The sequence below is a fragment of the Streptomyces sp. NPDC002276 genome (genome assembly GCF_053891435.1).
The window spans coordinates 111978-130203 of sequence record NZ_JBSFCQ010000004.1 but is presented as its reverse complement, the minus strand read 5'-3'; the positions used below and the strand labels follow the sequence as shown (position 1 = coordinate 130203).

15 protein-coding genes are annotated in these 18226 nt (G+C 70.4%); 5 read left to right on the top strand and 10 right to left on the bottom strand.

What is annotated here, in order from left to right; all coding sequences use genetic code 11:
* The first annotated feature begins 13 nt into the window (after positions 1 to 13).
* Positions 14 to 781: a type I methionyl aminopeptidase gene (gene map, locus ACWIHT_RS12625; RefSeq protein WP_456167290.1), complete on the top strand. Its 768-nt coding sequence runs from the start codon at positions 14 to 16 to the stop codon at positions 779 to 781.
* Between the two features lie 134 nt (positions 782 to 915).
* Complete coding sequence (locus ACWIHT_RS12620) at positions 916 to 3492, top strand: ATP-dependent Clp protease ATP-binding subunit (protein WP_456167288.1); 2577 nt, start codon at positions 916 to 918, stop codon at positions 3490 to 3492.
* Here ACWIHT_RS12620 and ggt read toward each other — a convergent pair.
* Positions 3476 to 5278: a gamma-glutamyltransferase gene (gene ggt, locus ACWIHT_RS12615; RefSeq protein ID WP_456167286.1), complete on the bottom strand. Its 1803-nt coding sequence runs from the start codon at positions 5276 to 5278 to the stop codon at positions 3476 to 3478. The two genes, ACWIHT_RS12620 and ggt, sit on opposite strands and share 17 nt — an antisense overlap.
* 143 nt (positions 5279 to 5421) lie before the next feature.
* Here ggt and ACWIHT_RS12610 point away from each other — a divergent pair, with 143 nt between their 5' ends.
* Both ACWIHT_RS12610 and ACWIHT_RS12605 read left to right on the top strand, forming a co-directional pair.
* The gene (locus ACWIHT_RS12610; RefSeq protein WP_456167284.1) at positions 5422 to 6177 is read left to right on the top strand and encodes a hypothetical protein; all 756 of its coding nucleotides are present in this window, start codon (positions 5422 to 5424) and stop codon (positions 6175 to 6177) included.
* A gap of 116 nt (positions 6178 to 6293) precedes the next feature.
* Entirely contained in the window at positions 6294 to 7862 is a 1569-nt protein-coding gene (locus ACWIHT_RS12605; RefSeq protein WP_456167282.1) for an alpha/beta fold hydrolase, read from the top strand.
* 38 nt (positions 7863 to 7900) lie between these two features.
* Here ACWIHT_RS12605 and ACWIHT_RS12600 read toward each other — a convergent pair whose 3' ends face one another.
* The 5 genes from ACWIHT_RS12600 to ACWIHT_RS12580 form a co-directional block, all read right to left on the bottom strand.
* Positions 7901 to 8758: an amino acid ABC transporter permease gene (locus tag ACWIHT_RS12600; protein ID WP_456167280.1), complete on the bottom strand. Its 858-nt coding sequence runs from the start codon at positions 8756 to 8758 to the stop codon at positions 7901 to 7903.
* Complete coding sequence (locus ACWIHT_RS12595) at positions 8755 to 9399, bottom strand: amino acid ABC transporter permease (RefSeq protein ID WP_456167278.1); 645 nt, start codon at positions 9397 to 9399, stop codon at positions 8755 to 8757. Before ACWIHT_RS12595 ends, ACWIHT_RS12600 begins: the two co-directional genes overlap by 4 nt.
* An 11-nt stretch (positions 9400 to 9410) precedes the next feature.
* Complete coding sequence (locus ACWIHT_RS12590; RefSeq protein ID WP_456167276.1) at positions 9411 to 10316, bottom strand: glutamate ABC transporter substrate-binding protein; 906 nt, start codon at positions 10314 to 10316, stop codon at positions 9411 to 9413.
* 17 nt (positions 10317 to 10333) lie between these two features.
* The gene (locus ACWIHT_RS12585; protein WP_456167274.1) at positions 10334 to 11077 is read right to left on the bottom strand and encodes an amino acid ABC transporter ATP-binding protein; all 744 of its coding nucleotides are present in this window, start codon (positions 11075 to 11077) and stop codon (positions 10334 to 10336) included.
* A gap of 112 nt (positions 11078 to 11189) precedes the next feature.
* The gene (locus tag ACWIHT_RS12580) at positions 11190 to 11597 is read right to left on the bottom strand and encodes a DUF6278 family protein (RefSeq protein WP_200715334.1); all 408 of its coding nucleotides are present in this window, start codon (positions 11595 to 11597) and stop codon (positions 11190 to 11192) included.
* 148 nt (positions 11598 to 11745) lie between these two features.
* On the opposite strand from ACWIHT_RS12580, the gene ACWIHT_RS12575 reads away from it, so the two are divergent.
* The gene (locus ACWIHT_RS12575; RefSeq protein WP_456167271.1) at positions 11746 to 13014 is read left to right on the top strand and encodes a lipase; all 1269 of its coding nucleotides are present in this window, start codon (positions 11746 to 11748) and stop codon (positions 13012 to 13014) included.
* A 59-nt stretch (positions 13015 to 13073) separates the two neighbouring features.
* On the opposite strand, the gene ACWIHT_RS12570 is transcribed toward ACWIHT_RS12575, so the two are convergent.
* The 4 genes from ACWIHT_RS12570 to ACWIHT_RS12555 form a co-directional block, all read right to left on the bottom strand.
* Entirely contained in the window at positions 13074 to 13853 is a 780-nt protein-coding gene (locus ACWIHT_RS12570; RefSeq protein WP_456167269.1) for an exodeoxyribonuclease III, read from the bottom strand.
* Positions 13854 to 13883: 30 nt separating this feature from the next.
* On the bottom strand, positions 13884 to 14537 hold the full coding sequence (locus ACWIHT_RS12565) for an MBL fold metallo-hydrolase (protein WP_456167267.1): 654 nt from the start codon (positions 14535 to 14537) through the stop codon (positions 13884 to 13886).
* A gap of 70 nt (positions 14538 to 14607) precedes the next feature.
* The gene (pcaDC, locus tag ACWIHT_RS12560) at positions 14608 to 15900 is read right to left on the bottom strand and encodes a bifunctional 3-oxoadipate enol-lactonase/4-carboxymuconolactone decarboxylase PcaDC (protein WP_456168009.1); all 1293 of its coding nucleotides are present in this window, start codon (positions 15898 to 15900) and stop codon (positions 14608 to 14610) included.
* Positions 15901 to 16078: 178 nt separating this feature from the next.
* Positions 16079 to 18028, bottom strand: a complete 1950-nt coding sequence (locus tag ACWIHT_RS12555; RefSeq protein ID WP_456167265.1) for an SWIM zinc finger family protein — start codon at positions 18026 to 18028, stop codon at positions 16079 to 16081.
* Between the last annotated feature and the right edge of the window lie 198 nt (positions 18029 to 18226).

Genomic DNA, 18226 nt, shown 5'->3' with positions numbered 1-18226 from the left:
TATAGTAATTGGCATGGTGGAACTCAAGACGGACACGTCTATCGATGCGATGTACGAGGCGGGCCAGGTCGTGGCCCGCGCCCTCACGGCCGTGCGGGAGGCCGCCGACGTGGGCGTATCCCTCCTGGAACTGGACGAGTTGGCGCACGACGTGCTGCGCGCGGCGGGCGCGACCTCACCCTTCCTGGGCTACCGCCCCTCCTTCGCGCCCACCCCGTTCCCGGCGGTCGTCTGCGCCTCCGTGAACGACGCGATCGTGCACGGCATCCCGGACGGCTACCGCCTGCGCGACGGCGACCTGGTCTCGATCGACTTCGGCGCGAAACTGAACGGCTGGGCCGGCGACTCGGCCATCAGCTTCACCGTCGGCACGCCCCGCCCCGCCGACGTACGCCTGATCGACACCGCCGAGCGCGCCCTCGCGGCGGGCATCGCGGCGGCCGTCGTGGGGAACCGCATCGGCGACATCGCTCACGCGATCGGCACGGTGTGCCGTACGGCGGGCTACGGCATCCCCCAGGGCTTCGGCGGCCACGGCATCGGCCGCCAGATGCACGAGGACCCGGGCGTCCCGAACGAGGGCCGCCCCGGCCGAGGCCTCCCCCTCCGCCACGGCATGGCCCTCGCGATCGAGCCCATGCTGATCGCCAGCGGCAAGGACGGCTACCACGAGGCCGAGGACGGCTGGACCCTCCGCACGAACGACGGATCAAGGGCGGCCCACGTGGAACACACGGTGGCGATCACGGAGGACGGTCCGAGGATCCTCACGGCCCGCTGAGTGCTTTCAGGGGCGCGAGGCCGTGCCGATGTGCGGCTCCGCCGCGTGGGCGCGACCGGCCACAACGCACCCGCACACACAAACGCGCCCAAACCGCACATGCCCCACGCAGTGGTCCGTGCCATGGTGGATTGATGACCAGCGGCTACATACCCCCCGAAAACGATCCCTTCGCGGACTTCTTCGCCAGGTTCTTCGGAGGAGCCACCCGCCCCGGTCCACGCCACGTAGACATAGCCCGCCTGCTGAGCCAACCGGCCAGGGACCTGGTCCGAGGCGCCGCCCAGTACGCCGCGGAACACGGCAGCCACGACCTGGACACCCAGCACCTGCTGCGCGCCGCGCTCTCCGCGGAGCCGACCCGTGACCTCCTCACTCGCGCGGGCGCGGACCCCGACTCCCTCGCCGCGGAGATCGACGAGCGCTCTGGACCGGTCCAACCCCCGGAGGGCACGTCCCTCAACCTCACCCCCGCCGTGAAACGCGCCCTCCTGGACGCCCACGACCTGGCGAGGGCGGGCGGCGCCGGTTACATCGGCCCCGAGCACGTGCTCGGGGCCCTCGCCGCGAACCCGGACTCCGCCGCCGGCCACATCCTGAACGCGGCCCGCTTCGCCCCCACGGGCGTGCCGCCCGAGGCACCGGACGGCACGCTGCCGCGCACGGACCAGCCCCGCCCCACCGGCACCCCGACCCTCGACAAGTACGGCCGTGATCTGACCGACCTGGCCCGCCACGGCCGTATCGACCCGGTGATCGGCCGCGACGAGGAGATCGAGCAGACCATCGAGGTGCTGTCCCGGCGCGGCAAGAACAACCCGGTGCTGATCGGCGACGCGGGTGTCGGCAAGACCGCGATCGTGGAGGGGCTCGCGCAGCGCATCACGGACGGGGACGTCCCGGACGTGCTGACCGGGCGGCGGGTGGTCGCCCTCGACCTGACCGGCGTGGTCGCGGGCACCCGTTTCCGGGGCGACTTCGAGGAGCGGCTGACGAACATCGTCGGCGAGATCCGCGCACACTCGGACGAACTCATCGTGTTCATCGACGAGTTGCACATCGTGGTCGGCGCGGGCGGTGGCGGCGAGAGCGGTTCGATGGACGCGGGCAACATCCTCAAACCGGCGCTGGCGCGCGGTGAGTTGCACATCGTGGGCGCCACGACGCTGGAGGAGTTCCGCCGGATCGAGAAGGACGCGGCGCTGGCCCGCCGCTTCCAGCCCATCCTGGTGCCCGAGCCGACCGTCGCGGACGCGATCGAGATCCTGCGCGGACTGCGCGACCGCTACGAGGCCCACCACCAAGTCCGGTACACCGACGAGGCGTTGGTGGCGGCCGTGGAACTGTCGGACCGCTATCTCACCGATCGCCGTCTCCCCGACAAGGCGATCGACCTGATCGACCAGGCGGGCGCGCGGGTTCGGCTGCGGGCGCGCACGAAGGGCACGGACGTACGGGCCCTGGAGCGCGAGATGGAGCAGCTCGCCCGGGACAAGGACCAGGCGGCGGCCGATGAGGACTACGAGAAGGCGACCCAACTCCGGGACCGTATCGCCGAGTTGAAGGTACGGCTGGCGGAGGCCGGCGGCGAGGACACGGGCGACGAGGGGCAGCACCTGGAGGTCACGGGTGAGGCGATCGCCGAAGTCGTGTCCCGGCAGACCGGCATCCCCGTGAGCAGTCTCACCGCGGAGGAGAAGGACCGGCTGCTCGGTCTTGAGCAGCATCTGCACCGGCGGGTCGTCGGCCAGGAGGAGGCGGTACGGGTCGTGTCGGACGCGGTGCTGCGCTCCCGCGCCGGGCTGGCGAGCCCGGACCGGCCGATCGGCAGTTTCCTGTTCCTGGGCCCAACGGGCGTCGGCAAGACGGAACTTGCCCGCGCGCTCGCGGAGGCGCTGTTCGGCAGCGAGGACCGGATGGTCCGCCTCGACATGAGCGAGTACCAGGAACGGCACACGGTGAGCCGTCTCGTCGGCGCCCCGCCGGGCTATGTCGGCCACGAGGAGGCCGGTCAGCTGACCGAGGTCGTACGCCGCCACCCCTACTCGCTTCTCCTCCTCGACGAGGTCGAGAAGGCGCACCCGGACGTCTTCAACATCCTGCTCCAGGTGCTGGACGACGGCCGGTTGACCGACTCGCAAGGCCGGACTGTCGACTTCACCAACACGGTGATCGTGATGACCAGCAACCTCGGTTCCGAGGCGATCACCCGGCGCGGGGCCGGAATCGGCTTCGGTCCGGGCGGCGCCGACGCGGACGAGGAGGCCCGGCGCGAGCAGATCCTGCGCCCGCTGCGCGAGCACTTCCGCCCCGAGTTCCTCAACCGGATCGACGAGATCGTGGTCTTCCGCCAGCTCACGGCGGACCAACTCCGGCTGATCACCGAGCTGTTGCTGGAACACACCCGCCGTCTCCTGCACGCGCAGGGCATCACAGTCGAGTTCACGCACCCGGCCGTCGACTGGCTGTCCCGGCAGGGTTTCCAGCCGGAGTACGGCGCCCGGCCGCTGCGCCGCACCATTCAGCGCGAGGTCGACAACCAGCTGTCCCGGCTGCTCCTGGACGGCCGGATCGCGAAGGGCGGCCGGGTGACGGTGGACGTGACGGACGGGCGGCTCGCGTTCCGGACGGACACGGCGGCCCAGCCCGCCTCCGACTCCCCGTCCGCGACTCCGCCCGCCTCCGACTCACCGGCTACGGCGCCGGATTGACCACCGCCGCCGAGCCGCCACCGCGCCGTACCTTCTCGGCGGCCGCCAACCACTCGCCGTTCGGCAGCCGTTGGACACCCGTCGCCGCGCCGATCTCCGGATTCAGCGTGAAGGAGTGCCCGATGGCTTGCAGTTGGGTCTTCAAGTCGCTGTTGTAGAGCGCCGGTTCGAGTTCGGTGTTGGCCGCGTTGCGCTGACTCGCGCGGGGCGCGGCGATCGCGTCGACCAGCGGGAGCCCCCGGTCGAGGAACTCCGTGAGGGTCTGGAGCACGGTCGTGATGATGGTCGCGCCACCGGGTGAACCGAGCGCCACGACGGGCTTGTTGTGCTTGTCGAGGACGATCGTGGGCGAGATCGAGGAGCGCGGGCGCTTGCCCGGACCCGGCAGGTTCGGGTCGTGGACGGCCGGGTTGGCGGGGGTGAAGGAGAAGTCGGTCAGCTCGTTGTTGAGCAGGAAGCCACGGCCGGGCACGGTCATCGCGCTGCCGCCGGTCTGCTCGATGGTGAGCGTGTAGGAGACGACGTTGCCCCACTTGTCGGCGACGGTGAGGTGGGTGGTGTTCTCGCCCTCGTACGTCGTCGGGGCGGCCGTGCCAGCGGCGGTGCAGGCGGTCGGGTCGCGCGGGTCGGCGGGCGCGAGCGGGCTGGTGAGGACCGCGTCGTCCTTGATGAGGCAGGCGCGCGAGTCGGCGAACTTCTGCGAGAGGAGTTCCTTCGTCGGTACGTCCTCGAAGGCGGGGTCGCCCACCCAGCGGCCCCGGTCCGCGAACGCGATCCGGCTGGCCTCGATGTAGTGGTGCAGGTACTGGACCTCGCTCGCCTTCGAAAGGTCCGTCTTCTCAAGGATGTTGAGGGCCTCGCCGACGGTCGTGCCGCCGGAGGAGGAGGGCGCGATGGAGTAGACGCCGAGTCCGCGGTACGTCGTCTTCGTGGGCGCCTGGAGTTTGGCGCGGTAGGCCGCGAGGTCCTTGGCGGAGAGTTGGCCGGGGCGGGCGTTCCAGCCGGTACTGGCGTCCACCTTCGGGGTGTTGACCGTGGCGAGGATGTCCTTGCCGAGGGCGCCGCGGTAGATGTCGCCGATCCCCTTCTTGCCCAACTCCTTGTAGGTGGCTGCGAGTTCGGGGTTCTTGAAGGTGGAGCCGACGACCGGAAGCGCGCCGCCGGGCAGGAACAGCTTGGCGGTGTCGGGGAAGTAACGGAAGCGGGTCTCGTTGGCCGCCGTCTGGGTGCGGAAGGTGTCGTCGACCGTGAAGCCGTCGCTCGCGATCCGCTCGGCGGGCTTGAGGACCGTTCCGAGCGTCCTGCTCCCCCACTGGTCGAGGGCCGTCTGCCAGGTGGCGGGCGTGCCCGGGGTGCCGACGCTGAGGCCGCTGCTGACGGCGTCGGCGAAGGCGAGGGCCTTGCCGTTCTCCACGAAGAGGTTGGAGTCGGCGGTCAGCGGGGCGGTCTCGCGGCCGTCGATGGTGTGCACCGTACGGGACTTGGCGTCGTAGTAGACGAAGTAGCCGCCTCCGCCGATGCCGGAGGAGTAGGGCTCGGTGACGCCGAGCGCGGCGGCGGTGGCGACGGCCGCGTCGACCGCGTTGCCGCCCTTCTTCAGGACCTCGATACCGGCCGCGGTGGCGTCCGCGTCGACACTCGCCACGGCGCCGCCGTAGCCGACGGCGACCGGAACCTTCGTCGGTGTGCTGCTGCTCGTCGCGGCGGGTGGGGCCGCTGCCCCGACCGACACCACGGCGGCCGAGACCGCCAGGACCGACAGTTTCCGTGCCACAGGGCGACGCATCCGTACCTCCAGTCCAGAACCGTCCGCGCAGCGTATCCACCTGGCACGGGCCCGGACAGACCGCTTCCGGCCGCCGCCACACGAACGTCACACGTCGAACACCGGTACGTACCAGCCACATCGGGCCGCTAACATGCGCGCCCATGAATGACGACCTGCGCAACATCGTTCTGGGCGTGGCCGCCGCCGGCATCAGCGCCGCGCTCGGCTGGCTCGCCCGCACCTACCTGTGGAAGCGCAAACTCCGGCGCAAGCAGGCGTTCTTCGGGCTGCCCGACAACTCCGAGTCGCTGCTCGTGGTCAACCGCGAGGCGGGCGGCCCCGAACTCACGGTGATGCGGCACGACGTGTTCGCGCTCCTCGAACTCGCCGCCCTGATCAAGGACTGCAACGCGCACGCCCAGGTCGTCGCGCACGACGCGGCCCAGCAGGGCTTCGGCGAACGCACCGAGTTCTGCGTGGGCGGCCCGGCCTCCAACCGCCGGATGGCCGCGCATCTCGCGTCCCTGCTGCCCGGCATCCGCGTCAACGTCGACCCGGAGCCGGGGCCGGACCGTGGCGCGTTCCAAATAGGCAGCGAGCGCTACCGACTTGAGCCCGGCAGGGGCGAGTACGTGCTGCTCGCCCGCCTCACCGCCGGTCAACTCGGCGGCGCGCGGCCGGTGTTCCTCTTCTGCGGGCAGCGCGCGATCACCAATCAGGCGGCGAGCCGCTATCTCGCCCGCAACCACGAGAAGTTGGCCCGCAAACACGGCGGCAACACCTTCGTCCTGCTGCTGAAGGTGGTCAACTCGCAGGCGTACGGCCCCGATGTGGTGGAGCTGGTGGCGGATGTGACGCGAGCCGCGGAGACCCCTCTACCTGCACCGGCACCACGAAGTACGCACCGCGCCTCCTGAAGTCACCCACACTTCAACAATCGTTACTGGCACGTAACTTACCCACGGGTTACCTCAGGTAAAGGGCTGCGGTTACCGTCGGGTCACTTTGCATTGACACGTGTGAGGAGTGACCCGTGCGAAACCGTCGCCAGTCCCTGCGTACGACCGCCGCGGTCGCCGTCTCCGCGACTCTCGTCGCCGGTGGCGTCCTCGGGCTCGCCCCCACCGCCCAGGCCGCCACGAGCGGCGTCCGCTTCGTCGACATCGCGGGCGACGGCGGTACGAAGCTCGCGGCGAACGTCGTCACACCCGCGGACGCCGACGGATCGCACCGCTACCCCCTTCTCGTCCTGCCCACGAGCTGGGGCTTCCCCCAGGTCCAGTACCTGGCCCAGGCCGAGAAGCTCGCGAACTCCGGCTATGTCGTGGTGAGTTACAACGTCCGCGGCTTCTGGCAGTCCGGCGGCGGGATAGAGGTCGGCGGCCCGGCCGACGTGGCCGACGCGTCCAAGGTCATCGACTGGGCGCTCGCCAACACCCCGTCCGACGCGGGGCACATCGGCATGGCGGGCGTGTCGTACGGCGCCGGCATCAGCCTGCTCGCGGCGGCACACGACAAGCGGATCAAGGCAGTTGCCTCGCTGAGCGGCTGGGCGGACCTGATCGACTCGATCTACTCGGGCCGCACGGAACACTCCCAGGCGACCGCCCTGCTGGACGGCGTAGGCCTCGTCACCGGCCGGCCGAGCGCGGAGACGAGCCAGGTCCTCAAGGACTTCTTCGCCTCCGACCTGTCCAAGGAACAGGAGTTGATCGACTGGGGCAAGGAACGCTCCCCCGCGACCTACATCGATCAGCTCAACAAGAACGGCGCGGCGATCATGCTCGCCAACGCCTGGGGCGACACGATCTTCCCGCCCAACCAAATAGCCGACTTCTACGGCGAGTTGACCGGCCCCAAGCGGCTCGAACTCCGCCCCGGCGACCACGCCACCGCCGAACTGACCGGACTGTTCGGGCTGCCCAACGACGTGTGGACGGACACCGAGCGCTGGTTCGACCACTACCTCAAGGGCGCGGACAACGGGATCAACCGCGAGGACCCCGTGGAGCTCAAGTCCCGTTCCACGGGCGGCTACGAGGGCTATCCGGACTGGAAGTCGGTCGGCGCGACCCGTAAGAAGATCGACCTCGCGGGCACGACCACCATCCACACCAACGTGGACTCGGGCGCGGACGGCGGGATCGTCTTCCTGTCCAGCATCCTCGACCAGGTGGCGCAGGTGCCCCCGGTCGCCTGGGTTCCGCTGCTGCCGCGCCGCTGGGCCGCCGTATGGCAGTCGGCGAAGTACCCGAGCGCCCAACAGGTGCGCGGCACCGTGAAGTTGCATACAACGGTCACGGACACCAAGGAGAGCGGCACCCTCGTCGCGTACCTCTACGACGTGGGCCCGCTCGGCCTCGGCAAGCTGGTCTCCAACGCGCCGTACACCTGGCACGGGCAGACGCCCGGCCAACCGTTCGGTGTGGACCTGGAGTTGTTCTCCACGGCCTACGACGTCCCGGCAGGGCATCGTCTCGCCCTGGTCGTCGACACGGTCGACCCGCTCTACATCGAGCACAACCCGACCGGCGCGCAGCTGACCTTCTCCTCGCCCGCGAACGACCCGTCGTACGTGTCGATCCCGCTGCGCGAGCAGTGATCTCCGGCTGCCGCCGGACGGGCAAGTGCCCTCTCCAACTACTGCACCCGCGGCAGCAGCGTCCCTGGTTCGGCCGGGGCAACGTCCGCGGCCTCGGTTTTGGGACTGCGCTGCTCCCGACGGGACACCCATCCGGCGAACCAGGAGAGCAGCATGCACATCCCGATGTAGATCGGCGAGATCACCATCACCACGGGGATGAACGGCAAATCGTAGTCGAGGTTCGACGCGATCAGCTTCCCGGCGTGGAGAAACTCCTCATAGGTGATCAGATAGCCCAGCGAGGTGTCCTTGAGCGCGACCACCAACTGGCTGATGATGGCGGGCAGCATGGCCCGTACGGCCTGCGGTACGAGGACGTAGGACATCACCTGGGTCTTGCGCAGGCCGAGCGCGAACGCGGCCTCCCGCTGGCCGCGTTCGACGCTGTTGACGCCGGAGCGGAAGACCTCGGCGAGCACCGAGCCGTTGTAGAGGGTGAGTCCGGCGACCAGTGCGGGCAGTGGCTGCACCTTGAGCGCCACGAAGATGAAGAAGATCATCACCAGGACGGGCATGGCGCGGAAGAACTCCACGAGGAGGGTGGAGAGCCAGCGCACCGGGCGGTGGTCCGAGAGGCGCCCTACGGCGAGCAGGGTGCCAAGTGCCAGTGACAGTACGGCCGCGAGCCCGAAGGCCTTGAGCGTGTTGCCGAGGCCGCGCAGCAGCAGTTCCTGAATTCCCTTGTACTCGAAGGGCATCCACTTCGTGTACGTGAACTGGTCGGTGTCGAACAGGAGATAGAGGATCCAGGCGAGGAGACCGAGGATGACGACGGTGGACGCGATGCCGTAAAGCCGGTGCCGTTTGCGGGTCTTGGGGCCGGGGACGTCGTAGAGGGCGTTGGCGGTGGTCATCGGGCGACTCCCCACTTCCTCTCCAGCGCGTTGAACAGCGCACTGATGGCGAGGGTGATGATCAGGTAGCCGAGGGCGATCCAGACGAAGGTCCAGACGATGTTGTAGCCGAGCTCGCTCAACGTCCGGTACGTGCCGAGGAGTTCGGTGACGCTGAAGGCGCCCGCGATAGCCGAGTTCTTGGCGAGGGCGATGAGGGTGGAGCCGACCGGCGGGATCACCGAGCGGAACGCCTGCGGCAGCACGACCAGGCCGAGGCTCTGCCCGAAGGACATCCCGAGGCTGCGGGCCGCCTCGCCCTGTCCCCTGGGCACGGTGTTGATGCCGGCGCGCAGTGCCTCGCAGATGAACGCCGAGGTGTAGCAGCCGAGCGCGAGGACCGCGAACACCTTGAAGGGCAGCACGAGTCCGAAGCGCGGCAGGCCGAGCAGCACCGCGAAGAACAGCAGGGTGAGCGGGGTGTTGCGCAGGACGGTGACCCACACCGTGCCGAACACGCGCAGCGAACCGACGGGGGCGACCCGGAAGGAGGCCATCAGGAAGCCGAGGACGAGCGCCAACACCGAGGCGTAGACGGTGAGTTCGACGGTGCCGAGGAAGCCGTCGCCGAAGGTCGAGAAGTTGTCTGTCAGTACGTTCACGTCTGCCTCCCTCAGCTCGCCGGGTAGCGGTCGATCGCGGGCGGGGTGGGCGCGGGCACTCCGGACAGGCCGAGCGTCGCCTCGTACGCCTTCTTCCAGTCGCCGTTCTTCTCACGGGCCTCCAACGCGTCGTCGAGGGCGAACCGCAGGGCGTTGTCGCCGTGCGGGACACCGATGCCGTACGGCTCCTTCGAGAAGGGCTTGCCGACGACCTTGAGTTGATCGGGGACCTTCGCGGCGTAACCGATGAGGATCGCGTCGTCGGTGGTGACGGCCGCGACCTGATAGGTGAGCAGGTTGTCGACACAGACCGAGTACGTGTCGTAGGCGACGAGTTGGGCCTTCGGATAGTCGTCCTTGATGCGCTGGTACGGCGTCGAACCGGCCGCCGAGCAGACGCGTTTGCCGGCGAGGTCCTGGGGGCCGTGGATGTCGTGCTCGTCGCTGCGGACGAGGAGCGACTGACCGGCCATGTAGTAGGGGCCGGCGAAGCCGACGAGTTTCTTGCGCATGTCGTTGATGGTGTAGGTGCCGACGTAGTAGTCGATCTGGCCGTTCTGGAGGGCGGTTTCGCGGTTGGCCGAGGCGATCGTCTTGAAGTGGACGGTCTTCGGGGCGAAGCCGAGGGAGGCCGACATCATCTTGGCGATCTCGATGTCGAAGCCGGAGTAGGCGCCGGTCGCGGGGTCCTTCTCGCCGAGGTAGGGCTGGTCCTCCTTGGCGCCGACGACGAAGTAGCCACGCTTCTTCGCCCGCTTCCAGGTCTTGGAGTCGGGCAGCTGAAAGCCTTGTGCCACTTGGTAGTTGGGGAGCTTCTCGGCGGCCGGGCCCTTCACGGGCGGGCTGCCCTCCTTGCCGCAGGCGGTCGCGAGCAGGGCGAGGACGAGCACGAGGAGCACACGAGTGGTACGGAACATGGATCGCACTCCCCCGCTCAGTGCTTGAGGATCTTGGACAGGAAGTCCTTGGCCCGGTCGGTGCGCGGGTTGGTGAAGAACTCCTCGGGGGTGCGGTCCTCGATGACGCGGCCGTCGGCCATGAACACGACGCGGTTGGCGGCGGAGCGGGCGAAGCCCATCTCGTGGGTGACGACGACCATGGTCATGCCGTCGTGGGCCAACTGCCGCATGACTTCCAGGACTTCGTTGATCATCTCCGGGTCGAGGGCCGAGGTCGGCTCGTCGAAGAGCAGTGCCTTGGGTTCCATGGCGAGGGCGCGGGCGATGGCCACGCGCTGCTGCTGGCCGCCGGAGAGCTGCGCGGGGAACTTGGGTGCCTGCGAGGCGAGTCCCACGCGGTCGAGGAGTTCGAGGGAGCGCCGGTCGGCGTCGTCCCGCTTTCGCTTGCGGACCTTGATCTGGGCCAACGAGACGTTCTGGAGCACCGTCTTGTGGGCGAACAGGTTGAAGGACTGGAAGACCATGCCGACTTCGGCGCGGAGTTGCGCGAGGGCCTTGCCCTCCTCGGGCAGCGGCTGCCCGTCGAGCTGGATCGTCCCGGACTCGATGGTCTCCAGCCGGTTGATCGCCCGGCACAGCGTCGACTTTCCCGACCCCGAAGGGCCGATGACCACGACCACCTCCCCCTTGCCGACGGTGAGGTTGATGTCCTGGAGGACATGCAGCTCCCCGTAGTACTTGTTGACGTCCCGCAGTTCGATCAACGGATCGACGGCCATGCCCAGCCCTACTCACTCTCAGCTGTGTCGTGGTTGCCGCAAACTATCCACACAAGAACGGAGTTAACGCACGACACGCACTTTTCGGGCATTAGCCGTATTTACGCCGCTCTTACTCTTCGGAGACCTCCGCGTAGAGCTGCGAGAGCTCGGGCACGCCGCTCGCGGCCCACTCATGACCGGAGGCCACGACGTCGAACTCGCGCCCGGAGTCCAGCCGTACGACGGGCTGGCCGTCGGACCGGATCTCCCAGGCGGCGCCCTCCACCGTGCGCACGATCACGGTCCCCAGATACAGACCGGCGTCGTTGCCGAGCCAGGACACGGTCTCCTCGTCGTCCCGCCAGCGCGGCACCAGCTGGTCGAGTGCCTCCAACGAGCTTGCGGAGTCGTCGAGTTGGATGCCCTCCCGGGCCGCGTGCGAGCGGAGCAGTTCGCACTCGGCCAGCAACTCGGCGATGCCCTCGGCGTCATGGATACGGTGCTTCTCGGCCCGGTCACCCAGGAAAGGGATGTTCATACATACAGCGTGTCATTCGCACCGCCGTGCGCACCACAAGGCGTCGCCGGTGGCGTGTCAGCACCCTGGCCGCGGCGGGGGAAAGCCCCTCTCCCGGGCGCGGGTTGGCCGGATGGTGGGTGCGATGTCCCGTTCGTACGGTCGCAGTATGAATCGGACAGGCAGGATGATCGTGATGTCGTCGGTTGCCGCGGCCCTGGTGGTGAGCGGTTCGGTGTCCGCGGGTGCCGTGGGGGCGGGGGCGGTTCCGGCCGCGTCGGCGCAGGCCGTGCACGATGCGGGGCGCGGACGGGTGGTGTCGGTGACGCATCTGCGGACGCTGTCCGCGCGGCAGGTGACCGCCGAGTTGAGGAGCGACGAGGACGGCCCGGACTGGGACACGGGGAGCGTCCGCTACGGCGTGGACACGTACCGCGTGGTCTACCGCACGGTGGACGCCAAGGGCCGGCCGAGCACCGCGAGCGGGCTGCTGGCGTTCCCGCGCGGTGGTGAGCGGCGACTGCGGACGGTGTCGTTCACGCACGGCACCGAACTCTTCAAGGGCGATGTCGCCTCGGTGTCCACGGAGGTGTGGGGCCAGGCTCCCGCCCTCACCTACGCGTCGGCGGGCTTCGCCGTCGTACTCCCGGACTACCTCGGGCTCGGCCTCGGCCCGGGTCGACAGGCGTGGATGGACGTGCCGTCCGAGACGACGGCCGCGCTGGACCTGCTGCGGGCCGCGGCCTCCTACGCGCCCACGGTGGGGCGGCAGTTGGGGCACGAGGTGCTGGCCACCGGCTTCTCCCAGGGGGCGTCGGCCGCGCTCGGGCTGACCCGGGCCCTTCAGGAGGGGGCCGATCCCCGCTTCCGGGTCGCGGCGGTGGCACCGGTGAGCGGCGCGTACGCCTTCCGGGACGTGGCGTTCCCGTCCCTGCTGGACGGGCGGGCGGACCCGAAGGACGGCGTGATCTACACCGCGCTCGCCCTGGTCTCCTTCAACCGGCTCCATCACCTCTACGACAGCCCGGGCGAGGTCTTCCGGGCGCCGTACTCCCGCACGATCGAGCGCCTGCTGGACGGCACGCACACCGGGCAGGAGGTCATGGCGAAGACGCCGAACACTATCGACGCACTCCTCACCCGGCACGGGCGGGCGCTGATCACGCATCCGACGGGCGGGCTGGCCGCCGCGCTGCGGATCACCGACGGGGTGTGCACGGGCTGGACACCGAAGATGCCCATGCGGCTCTACTACGCCGAGGGCGACGAGCAGGCCGTGAACGGCAACAGCGAGCACTGCCAGGCGTCGTTCCGGGCCCGGGGCGTCGACGTACCGCTCGTCGACCTCGGCACTCCGGACTACGGCGGCTCCCGCCATCTGGGCTCCCAGCAGGCGGCGACGGGGGCCGTCGTGCGGTGGTTCACCTCGCTGGGCTGAGCGGGCGGGGGCGCGCGGGGGCGGTCCGGTCCGGTTCGGTTCGGCCTGGTTCGGTTCGGTCAGACGTCCAGGTCGACGACGACCGGCGCGTGGTCGGAGGCGCCCTTGCCCTTGCGCTCCTCGCGGTCGACGTAGGAGTCGGTGACGGCCTTCGCGAACGGCTCGTTGCCGTAGACCAGGTCGATACGCATGCCCCTGTTCTTCGGGAAGGCGAGCTGGCGGTAGTCCCAGTACGTGTACGGGTGGTCGTACTTGAGGGGGCGCGGGACCACGTCCGAGAGGCCCGCGTCGCGCAGGGCGGTGAGGGCGGCGCGCTCGGCCGGGGTGACGTGGGTGAGGCCCTCGAAGGCGGACACGTCGAAGACGTCGTCGTCGGTCGGTGCCACGTTGTAGTCGCCCAGGACCGCGAACGGGCGGCTGCCCTGGGCGTCGTCGGCGACGGCCGCTCTGAGGGCCTCGAACCACTGGAGCTTGTACGCGTAGTGGGGGTGGTCCACCTCGCGGCCGTTCGGCACGTACACCGACCAGACGCGGACCGGGCCGCAGGTCGCCGCGACGGCGCGGGGCTCCTGGACGCCGTCGTAACCGGGGTCCCCGGGGAGGCCCTTGACCACGTCGTCGAGTCCCACGCGGGAGAGCACCGCCACGCCGTTCCACCGGCCGGTCGCGTTCACCGCCGCCTCGTAGCCCGCCGCGCGCAGCTCGTCGAACGGGAACTGTGCCTCGGCGAGCTTGGCCTCCTGGAGGCACAGCACGTCGGTGCCGCTGCTCTCCAGCCAGGCCAGGAGCCTCGGCAGACGGGCGGTGATCGAGTTCACGTTCCAGGTCGCGATGCGCATGCCTCACAACCTACCGGGCGGCACTGACACTCAGACCGACGCGCTGTCCCCCGGCGCCAGCCGCAGGTGCTCCGCGCCGCCGAGCGCGCCGATCTGGTGGTCGTAGATCGGGCGGGCGAGGTCCGTGAGCAGGGCGTCGTGGATGTCGTAGGCGCGCTGCGGCTTGACCTCGCGGACGTAGTCGATGACCTCGGAGATCTTGCTCCAGGGGGCCATGACCGGGAGCATCAGGGTCTCGACGGGGTGGTCGGGGACGGTGAGGGCGTCGCCGGGGTGGAAGACGCGGCCGGCGTCGACGAGGAAGCCGACGTTGGTGATGCGCGGGATGTCGGGGTGGATCACGGCGTGCAGTTCGCCGTGCACCTGGACGTCGAAGCCCGCCGCCGTGAAGGTGTCGCCGTGGCCGACGGTGTGGACGCGGCCCGGGAAGGCGGCGGAGAGCTGGTCCGCGACCGACTTCAGGGTCCAGATCTCGGCGGCCGGGTTGGCGTCCAGGCCCGCCCGCAGCCGGTCCTCGTTGAAGTGGTCCAAGTGCTCGTGCGTGACGAGGATCGCGTCGACGCCGTTGGTGGCGTCCTCCTCGGTGAAGGTGCCCGGGTCGATGACGAGGGTCCGGCCGTCCTTCTCCAGGCGGATGCAGGCGTGCGACTTCTTGGTGAGCGTCGTGAGCGTCGTGAGCGTCATGGGTCCATCCTGCCGCTGCCCGGCTCCGGGCGGGCGGCCGAGACTGGTGCTTTCGGTACCGGGCTGAAGATCACTCCGTGGGGGTCGTCTCCTCCCGGATGACCTGCTGGGCGACCTTGAAGGCGCTGTTCGCCGCGGGCACCCCGCAGTACACGGCCGCCTGCAACAGCACCTCCTTGATCTCGACCGGGGTGAGGCCGTTGCGCAGTGCGGCCCGGGTGTGGAAGGCCAGTTCCTCCAGGTGACCGCCCGCGACCAGCGCGGTGAGGGTGACACAGCTGCGGGAGCGCCGGTCGAGGCCGGGCCGGTCCCAGATCTCGCCCCACGCGTATCGCGTGATGAACTCCTGGAAGTCCCCGGAGAACTCGTCCGCCTGCGCCAGCGCCCGGTCCACATGCGCGTCGCCGAGCACCTCCCGGCGGACCTTGATCCCGGCGTCGTAGGGATCCGGACGGCCCATGACCTGCGGCGGGGCCGGGGGTGGCGGCGCGATCTCGGCGATGGGCACGATCTGCTGCGGCGCGGCGAGGACCGGCCTGACCGGGGGCGCCACGACGGCGACCTGCCCGGTGGACTGGTCGTAGGGCGGCTGCCAGGCGGTGGAGAAGTGCCGGACCAGGAGGTCGGTGACGGCGGCGGGCTGCTCGACCGGGACCAGGTGCGAGGCGCCGGGTACGACCGCGAGGCGCGCGTCCGGGATGCCGGCGACCAGGGTGCGGGCCTCGGCGGGGCCGGTGACCTGGTCGTCCGAGCCGACGAGGACGAGGGTCGGCACGCCGATCCGGGCGAGTTCGGACCGTACGTCGAACGCGGCCAGCGCCTCGCACGCGGAGATGTAGCAGCCGGGGTCGGTGGTGCGCACCATCTGCACGGCCCACTCGGTGATCGCGGGCTGCGCGGCGGCGAAACCGCCGGTGAACCAGCGCTCGGGCGAGGTACGGGCGATGGGGTCGAGCCCGTTGGTGCGCACGATCACCCCGCGCTGGCGGAACTCGTCCGCCGTTTCGAAGCGCGGCGAGGTCGCGATCAGCGCCAGCGAGGCCACCCGCTCGGGGTGGCGCAGGACCAGTTCGAGACCGACCGCGCCGCCGAGTGCGCAGCCCGCGTAGCCGAAGCGCTGCACGCCGAGCGCGTCGAGCGTGGCGAGCAGCCGGTCGGCCAGGTCGGAGACCGAGCCTGCCGGATACGCGGGCGAGCCGCCGTGGCCCGGCAGATCGAACCGGAAGACCCGCCACTGCTTCGACAGCTCGGGCACCTGGCGATCAAACATGTGCCACGTGGTCCCGAGCGAGGGGCCCAGGATGAGAACAGGGGCGTCTTCGGGGCCGTCGAAGCGGTACTGGAGGGCGGGGCTGTTGTTCATGTCGCTCACCGCTCCAACGTAACCGCCGTTTCTTACGGCCCGGCTGTGGGGCCCTCGGTCTCCGCACCCGGCTCCCACACTTGGGTGGGGAACTCTCACATCGGCTTCACCGGAATTCGCGCGGGGCGGGGGTGGTGGGTGAGCCGGTGGTGAGTGAGTTGCCGCTCAGAGTTACGGCTCAGATTTCGCCGGGGGCGCCCAGGCCCGTGAGTGCGCCGACCGGGTCCAGGTCCGGAGTGCCTCTGGGCCACCAGTCGTCGTGGCCGGGTTCCGATTCGTAGGCGTACCACAAGCCGTCGCGGCCCAGGCGGAGTTGGACATGGCCGTGCGGGTGGGTGAGGTGGTTGTGCCAGGGGCGGAAGGCCGGGAGGTCGGCGGCGAGGAGCAGCGGGCGGGCCCGGTCGAAGCGGCCGGCCGGCGGGTCCCAGGGCTCTTCGAGCACCGCGAGCCCCTCGATGCCGCCCTGCCGCCAGGCGGCGACCGCCCGTGCCAGCTCGCCCGGGGTCCGTCCGGTGGCCTTGGCGAGGGAGGCGTAGAGGGAGCGGGTGGTGGCGGTCAGCCCCGAACCCGGGCGGGCGGCGGCGAGCCGTACCGCGTCCTGCCACAGGCTCAACTCCCCTACCGGATCCCGGCCGGTGCTGAGCAGCGCGTGAGCGCGGGCGGCGGCGTCGGTCGCCAACTGGTCGAGGGCGAAAGGGTCCGGGCCGCCGGGCGCCGCCGGGTACACGGGAGGCTGCTCGGGGTGCGGAGGGGTGGGCAACGGGGGTGGGAGCGGCAGGAGTCGGCGTTCCGTCGCGAGGGCTTCGGTGGCCCGGACTCCGGGGAGGGGGGCCGGTTCCTGGTCCTGGGCGGCGCGGGCGGCCCTGGTCGCGTTGCGGCGGGACAGCGCGTCGAGCAGCGGGCGTTCGCCCCGGCCGCGCAGCAGAAGCAGCACGAAGGGGTCGGCGTCGAGGAGTCGCGCGGTCTGGTAGCAGAGGGCGGCGGCGTGCTTGCAGGGGTGCCCGACGTCTGGGCAACTGCAATGCGGGTCGAGGTCGCCGGGCCCAGGCAGCAGCGGAACTCCGCACTCGGCAAGGGACTTGGGCATCTCCTTGTCGAGCAGTGCGGCGATGTGTCCGGGCCGGTCGGCGGCGGCGTCCAGGAACCGGTCCCAGTCGGCGTCGTCGAGCGTCCGCAGGCGCACCTGCACGCGGTACGGGCGCGGGCGGCTGCCCTGCACATACGCCAGCACCAGCCCCGGCGTCACGGTGATCGCGTCGACGTGGCCCTTCTCGGCGTAACCGCGCCCGCGCACAAGCCGCTTGGCGTCCAGCGCGCCTTCCTCCAACGCGGTGACCCAGGCATTGCCCCACCAGGTCTCGGCGAAGTGCGTGTCCTTCGACGGCTTCGGCGGGAACGCGGGGAAGGTACGGCGGAGGTCGCCGTCGCGGGTGGGGGAGGCCATGGAGGTGAGGGCTGCGGGGATGGGGCCGGGGGGCGCGGCCGTGGCTCGGAGCTCGGTGCGGTCCTGTGTCCGTTCGTTCCAACTCGATTGGTTTTCAGGGGTGTTGTCGGCGGGAGGCGCCGGGGTGGGGTCGTCGCCCTCAGGCATCCGGAAGGCGTCGGCGAGCATGTCCCGTACGGCGCGTGCCCGGTTGGCCTCGACACCGCCGGGCACGTGGGAGCGGGTTCGTGAAGTGCCGGAGGGGGTGGCGGTCCGGCGGGGTGGTCGGGGCACGGGCTCAACTCCCTTGTTCCCCACGTCGGTCCGGGCCTGCTGACTCTCCCGCCGGGCAGCTCTCAGTGCCTCGCGGGCGAGGTCGGCGGGACGGGGGGACGGCTCGTCCGAGGCGCTGTCGCCGGGGGCGGGAGCGGGCGGGAGGGGTGCCGAGTGGTCACCTGGCCGCTCTACGGGGTCGGGAGCCTCCGGTTCGGTGCGGGCGCCCTCGGGGGCTGCCGCTGCGGTTGCCTCGCGTCGGACCGGCAGGGCGGCGCGCAGCGCGGCACGGGCGGCGTCACCGGGGCGCGGGGCGGGCGGTGAGGGATGGGCGGCAGGAGGTGCGGTGAGCGTCATGTCCTCGGCGCCGGTCACCACGGGAGCGGGTGACGCCAACGCCTCGGGATCGATCGGCCCAGGCTCGTCGGACACCGACTCCCCGGGACCGGCCGACACAGGCCCACCGGACACCGACACCTCGGAACCAGACGCCACAGGCGCACGCGACACCGACACCTCGGAACCAGACGCCACAGGCGCGTGGGACACGGGCCTCCCCGCACCGGTCGGTCGGGGCTCGTGGGACACCGGCCCCTCAGAACCGGTCGGCACAGGCGTGTTGACCACCGG

What these genes read in the sequence shown, in the direction of transcription:
- ACWIHT_RS12575 (WP_456167271.1), top strand. Translation starts at nt 11,746, where the DNA reads ATGAATCGGACAGGCAGGATGATCGTGATGTCGTCGGTTGCCGCGGCC.
- ACWIHT_RS12610 (WP_456167284.1), top strand. Translation starts at nt 5,422, where the DNA reads ATGAATGACGACCTGCGCAACATCGTTCTGGGCGTGGCCGCCGCCGGC.
- ggt (WP_456167286.1), bottom strand. Translation starts at nt 5,278, where the DNA reads ATGCGTCGCCCTGTGGCACGGAAACTGTCGGTCCTGGCGGTCTCGGCC.
- ACWIHT_RS12570 (WP_456167269.1), bottom strand. Translation starts at nt 13,853, where the DNA reads ATGCGCATCGCGACCTGGAACGTGAACTCGATCACCGCCCGTCTGCCG.
- ACWIHT_RS12565 (WP_456167267.1), bottom strand. Translation starts at nt 14,537, where the DNA reads ATGACGCTCACGACGCTCACGACGCTCACCAAGAAGTCGCACGCCTGC.
- ACWIHT_RS12620 (WP_456167288.1), top strand. Translation starts at nt 916, where the DNA reads ATGACCAGCGGCTACATACCCCCCGAAAACGATCCCTTCGCGGACTTC.
- map (WP_456167290.1), top strand. Translation starts at nt 14, where the DNA reads ATGGTGGAACTCAAGACGGACACGTCTATCGATGCGATGTACGAGGCG.
- ACWIHT_RS12600 (WP_456167280.1), bottom strand. Translation starts at nt 8,758, where the DNA reads ATGACCACCGCCAACGCCCTCTACGACGTCCCCGGCCCCAAGACCCGC.
- pcaDC (WP_456168009.1), bottom strand. Translation starts at nt 15,900, where the DNA reads ATGAACAACAGCCCCGCCCTCCAGTACCGCTTCGACGGCCCCGAAGAC.
- ACWIHT_RS12590 (WP_456167276.1), bottom strand. Translation starts at nt 10,316, where the DNA reads ATGTTCCGTACCACTCGTGTGCTCCTCGTGCTCGTCCTCGCCCTGCTC.
- ACWIHT_RS12580 (WP_200715334.1), bottom strand. Translation starts at nt 11,597, where the DNA reads ATGAACATCCCTTTCCTGGGTGACCGGGCCGAGAAGCACCGTATCCAT.
- ACWIHT_RS12585 (WP_456167274.1), bottom strand. Translation starts at nt 11,077, where the DNA reads ATGGCCGTCGATCCGTTGATCGAACTGCGGGACGTCAACAAGTACTAC.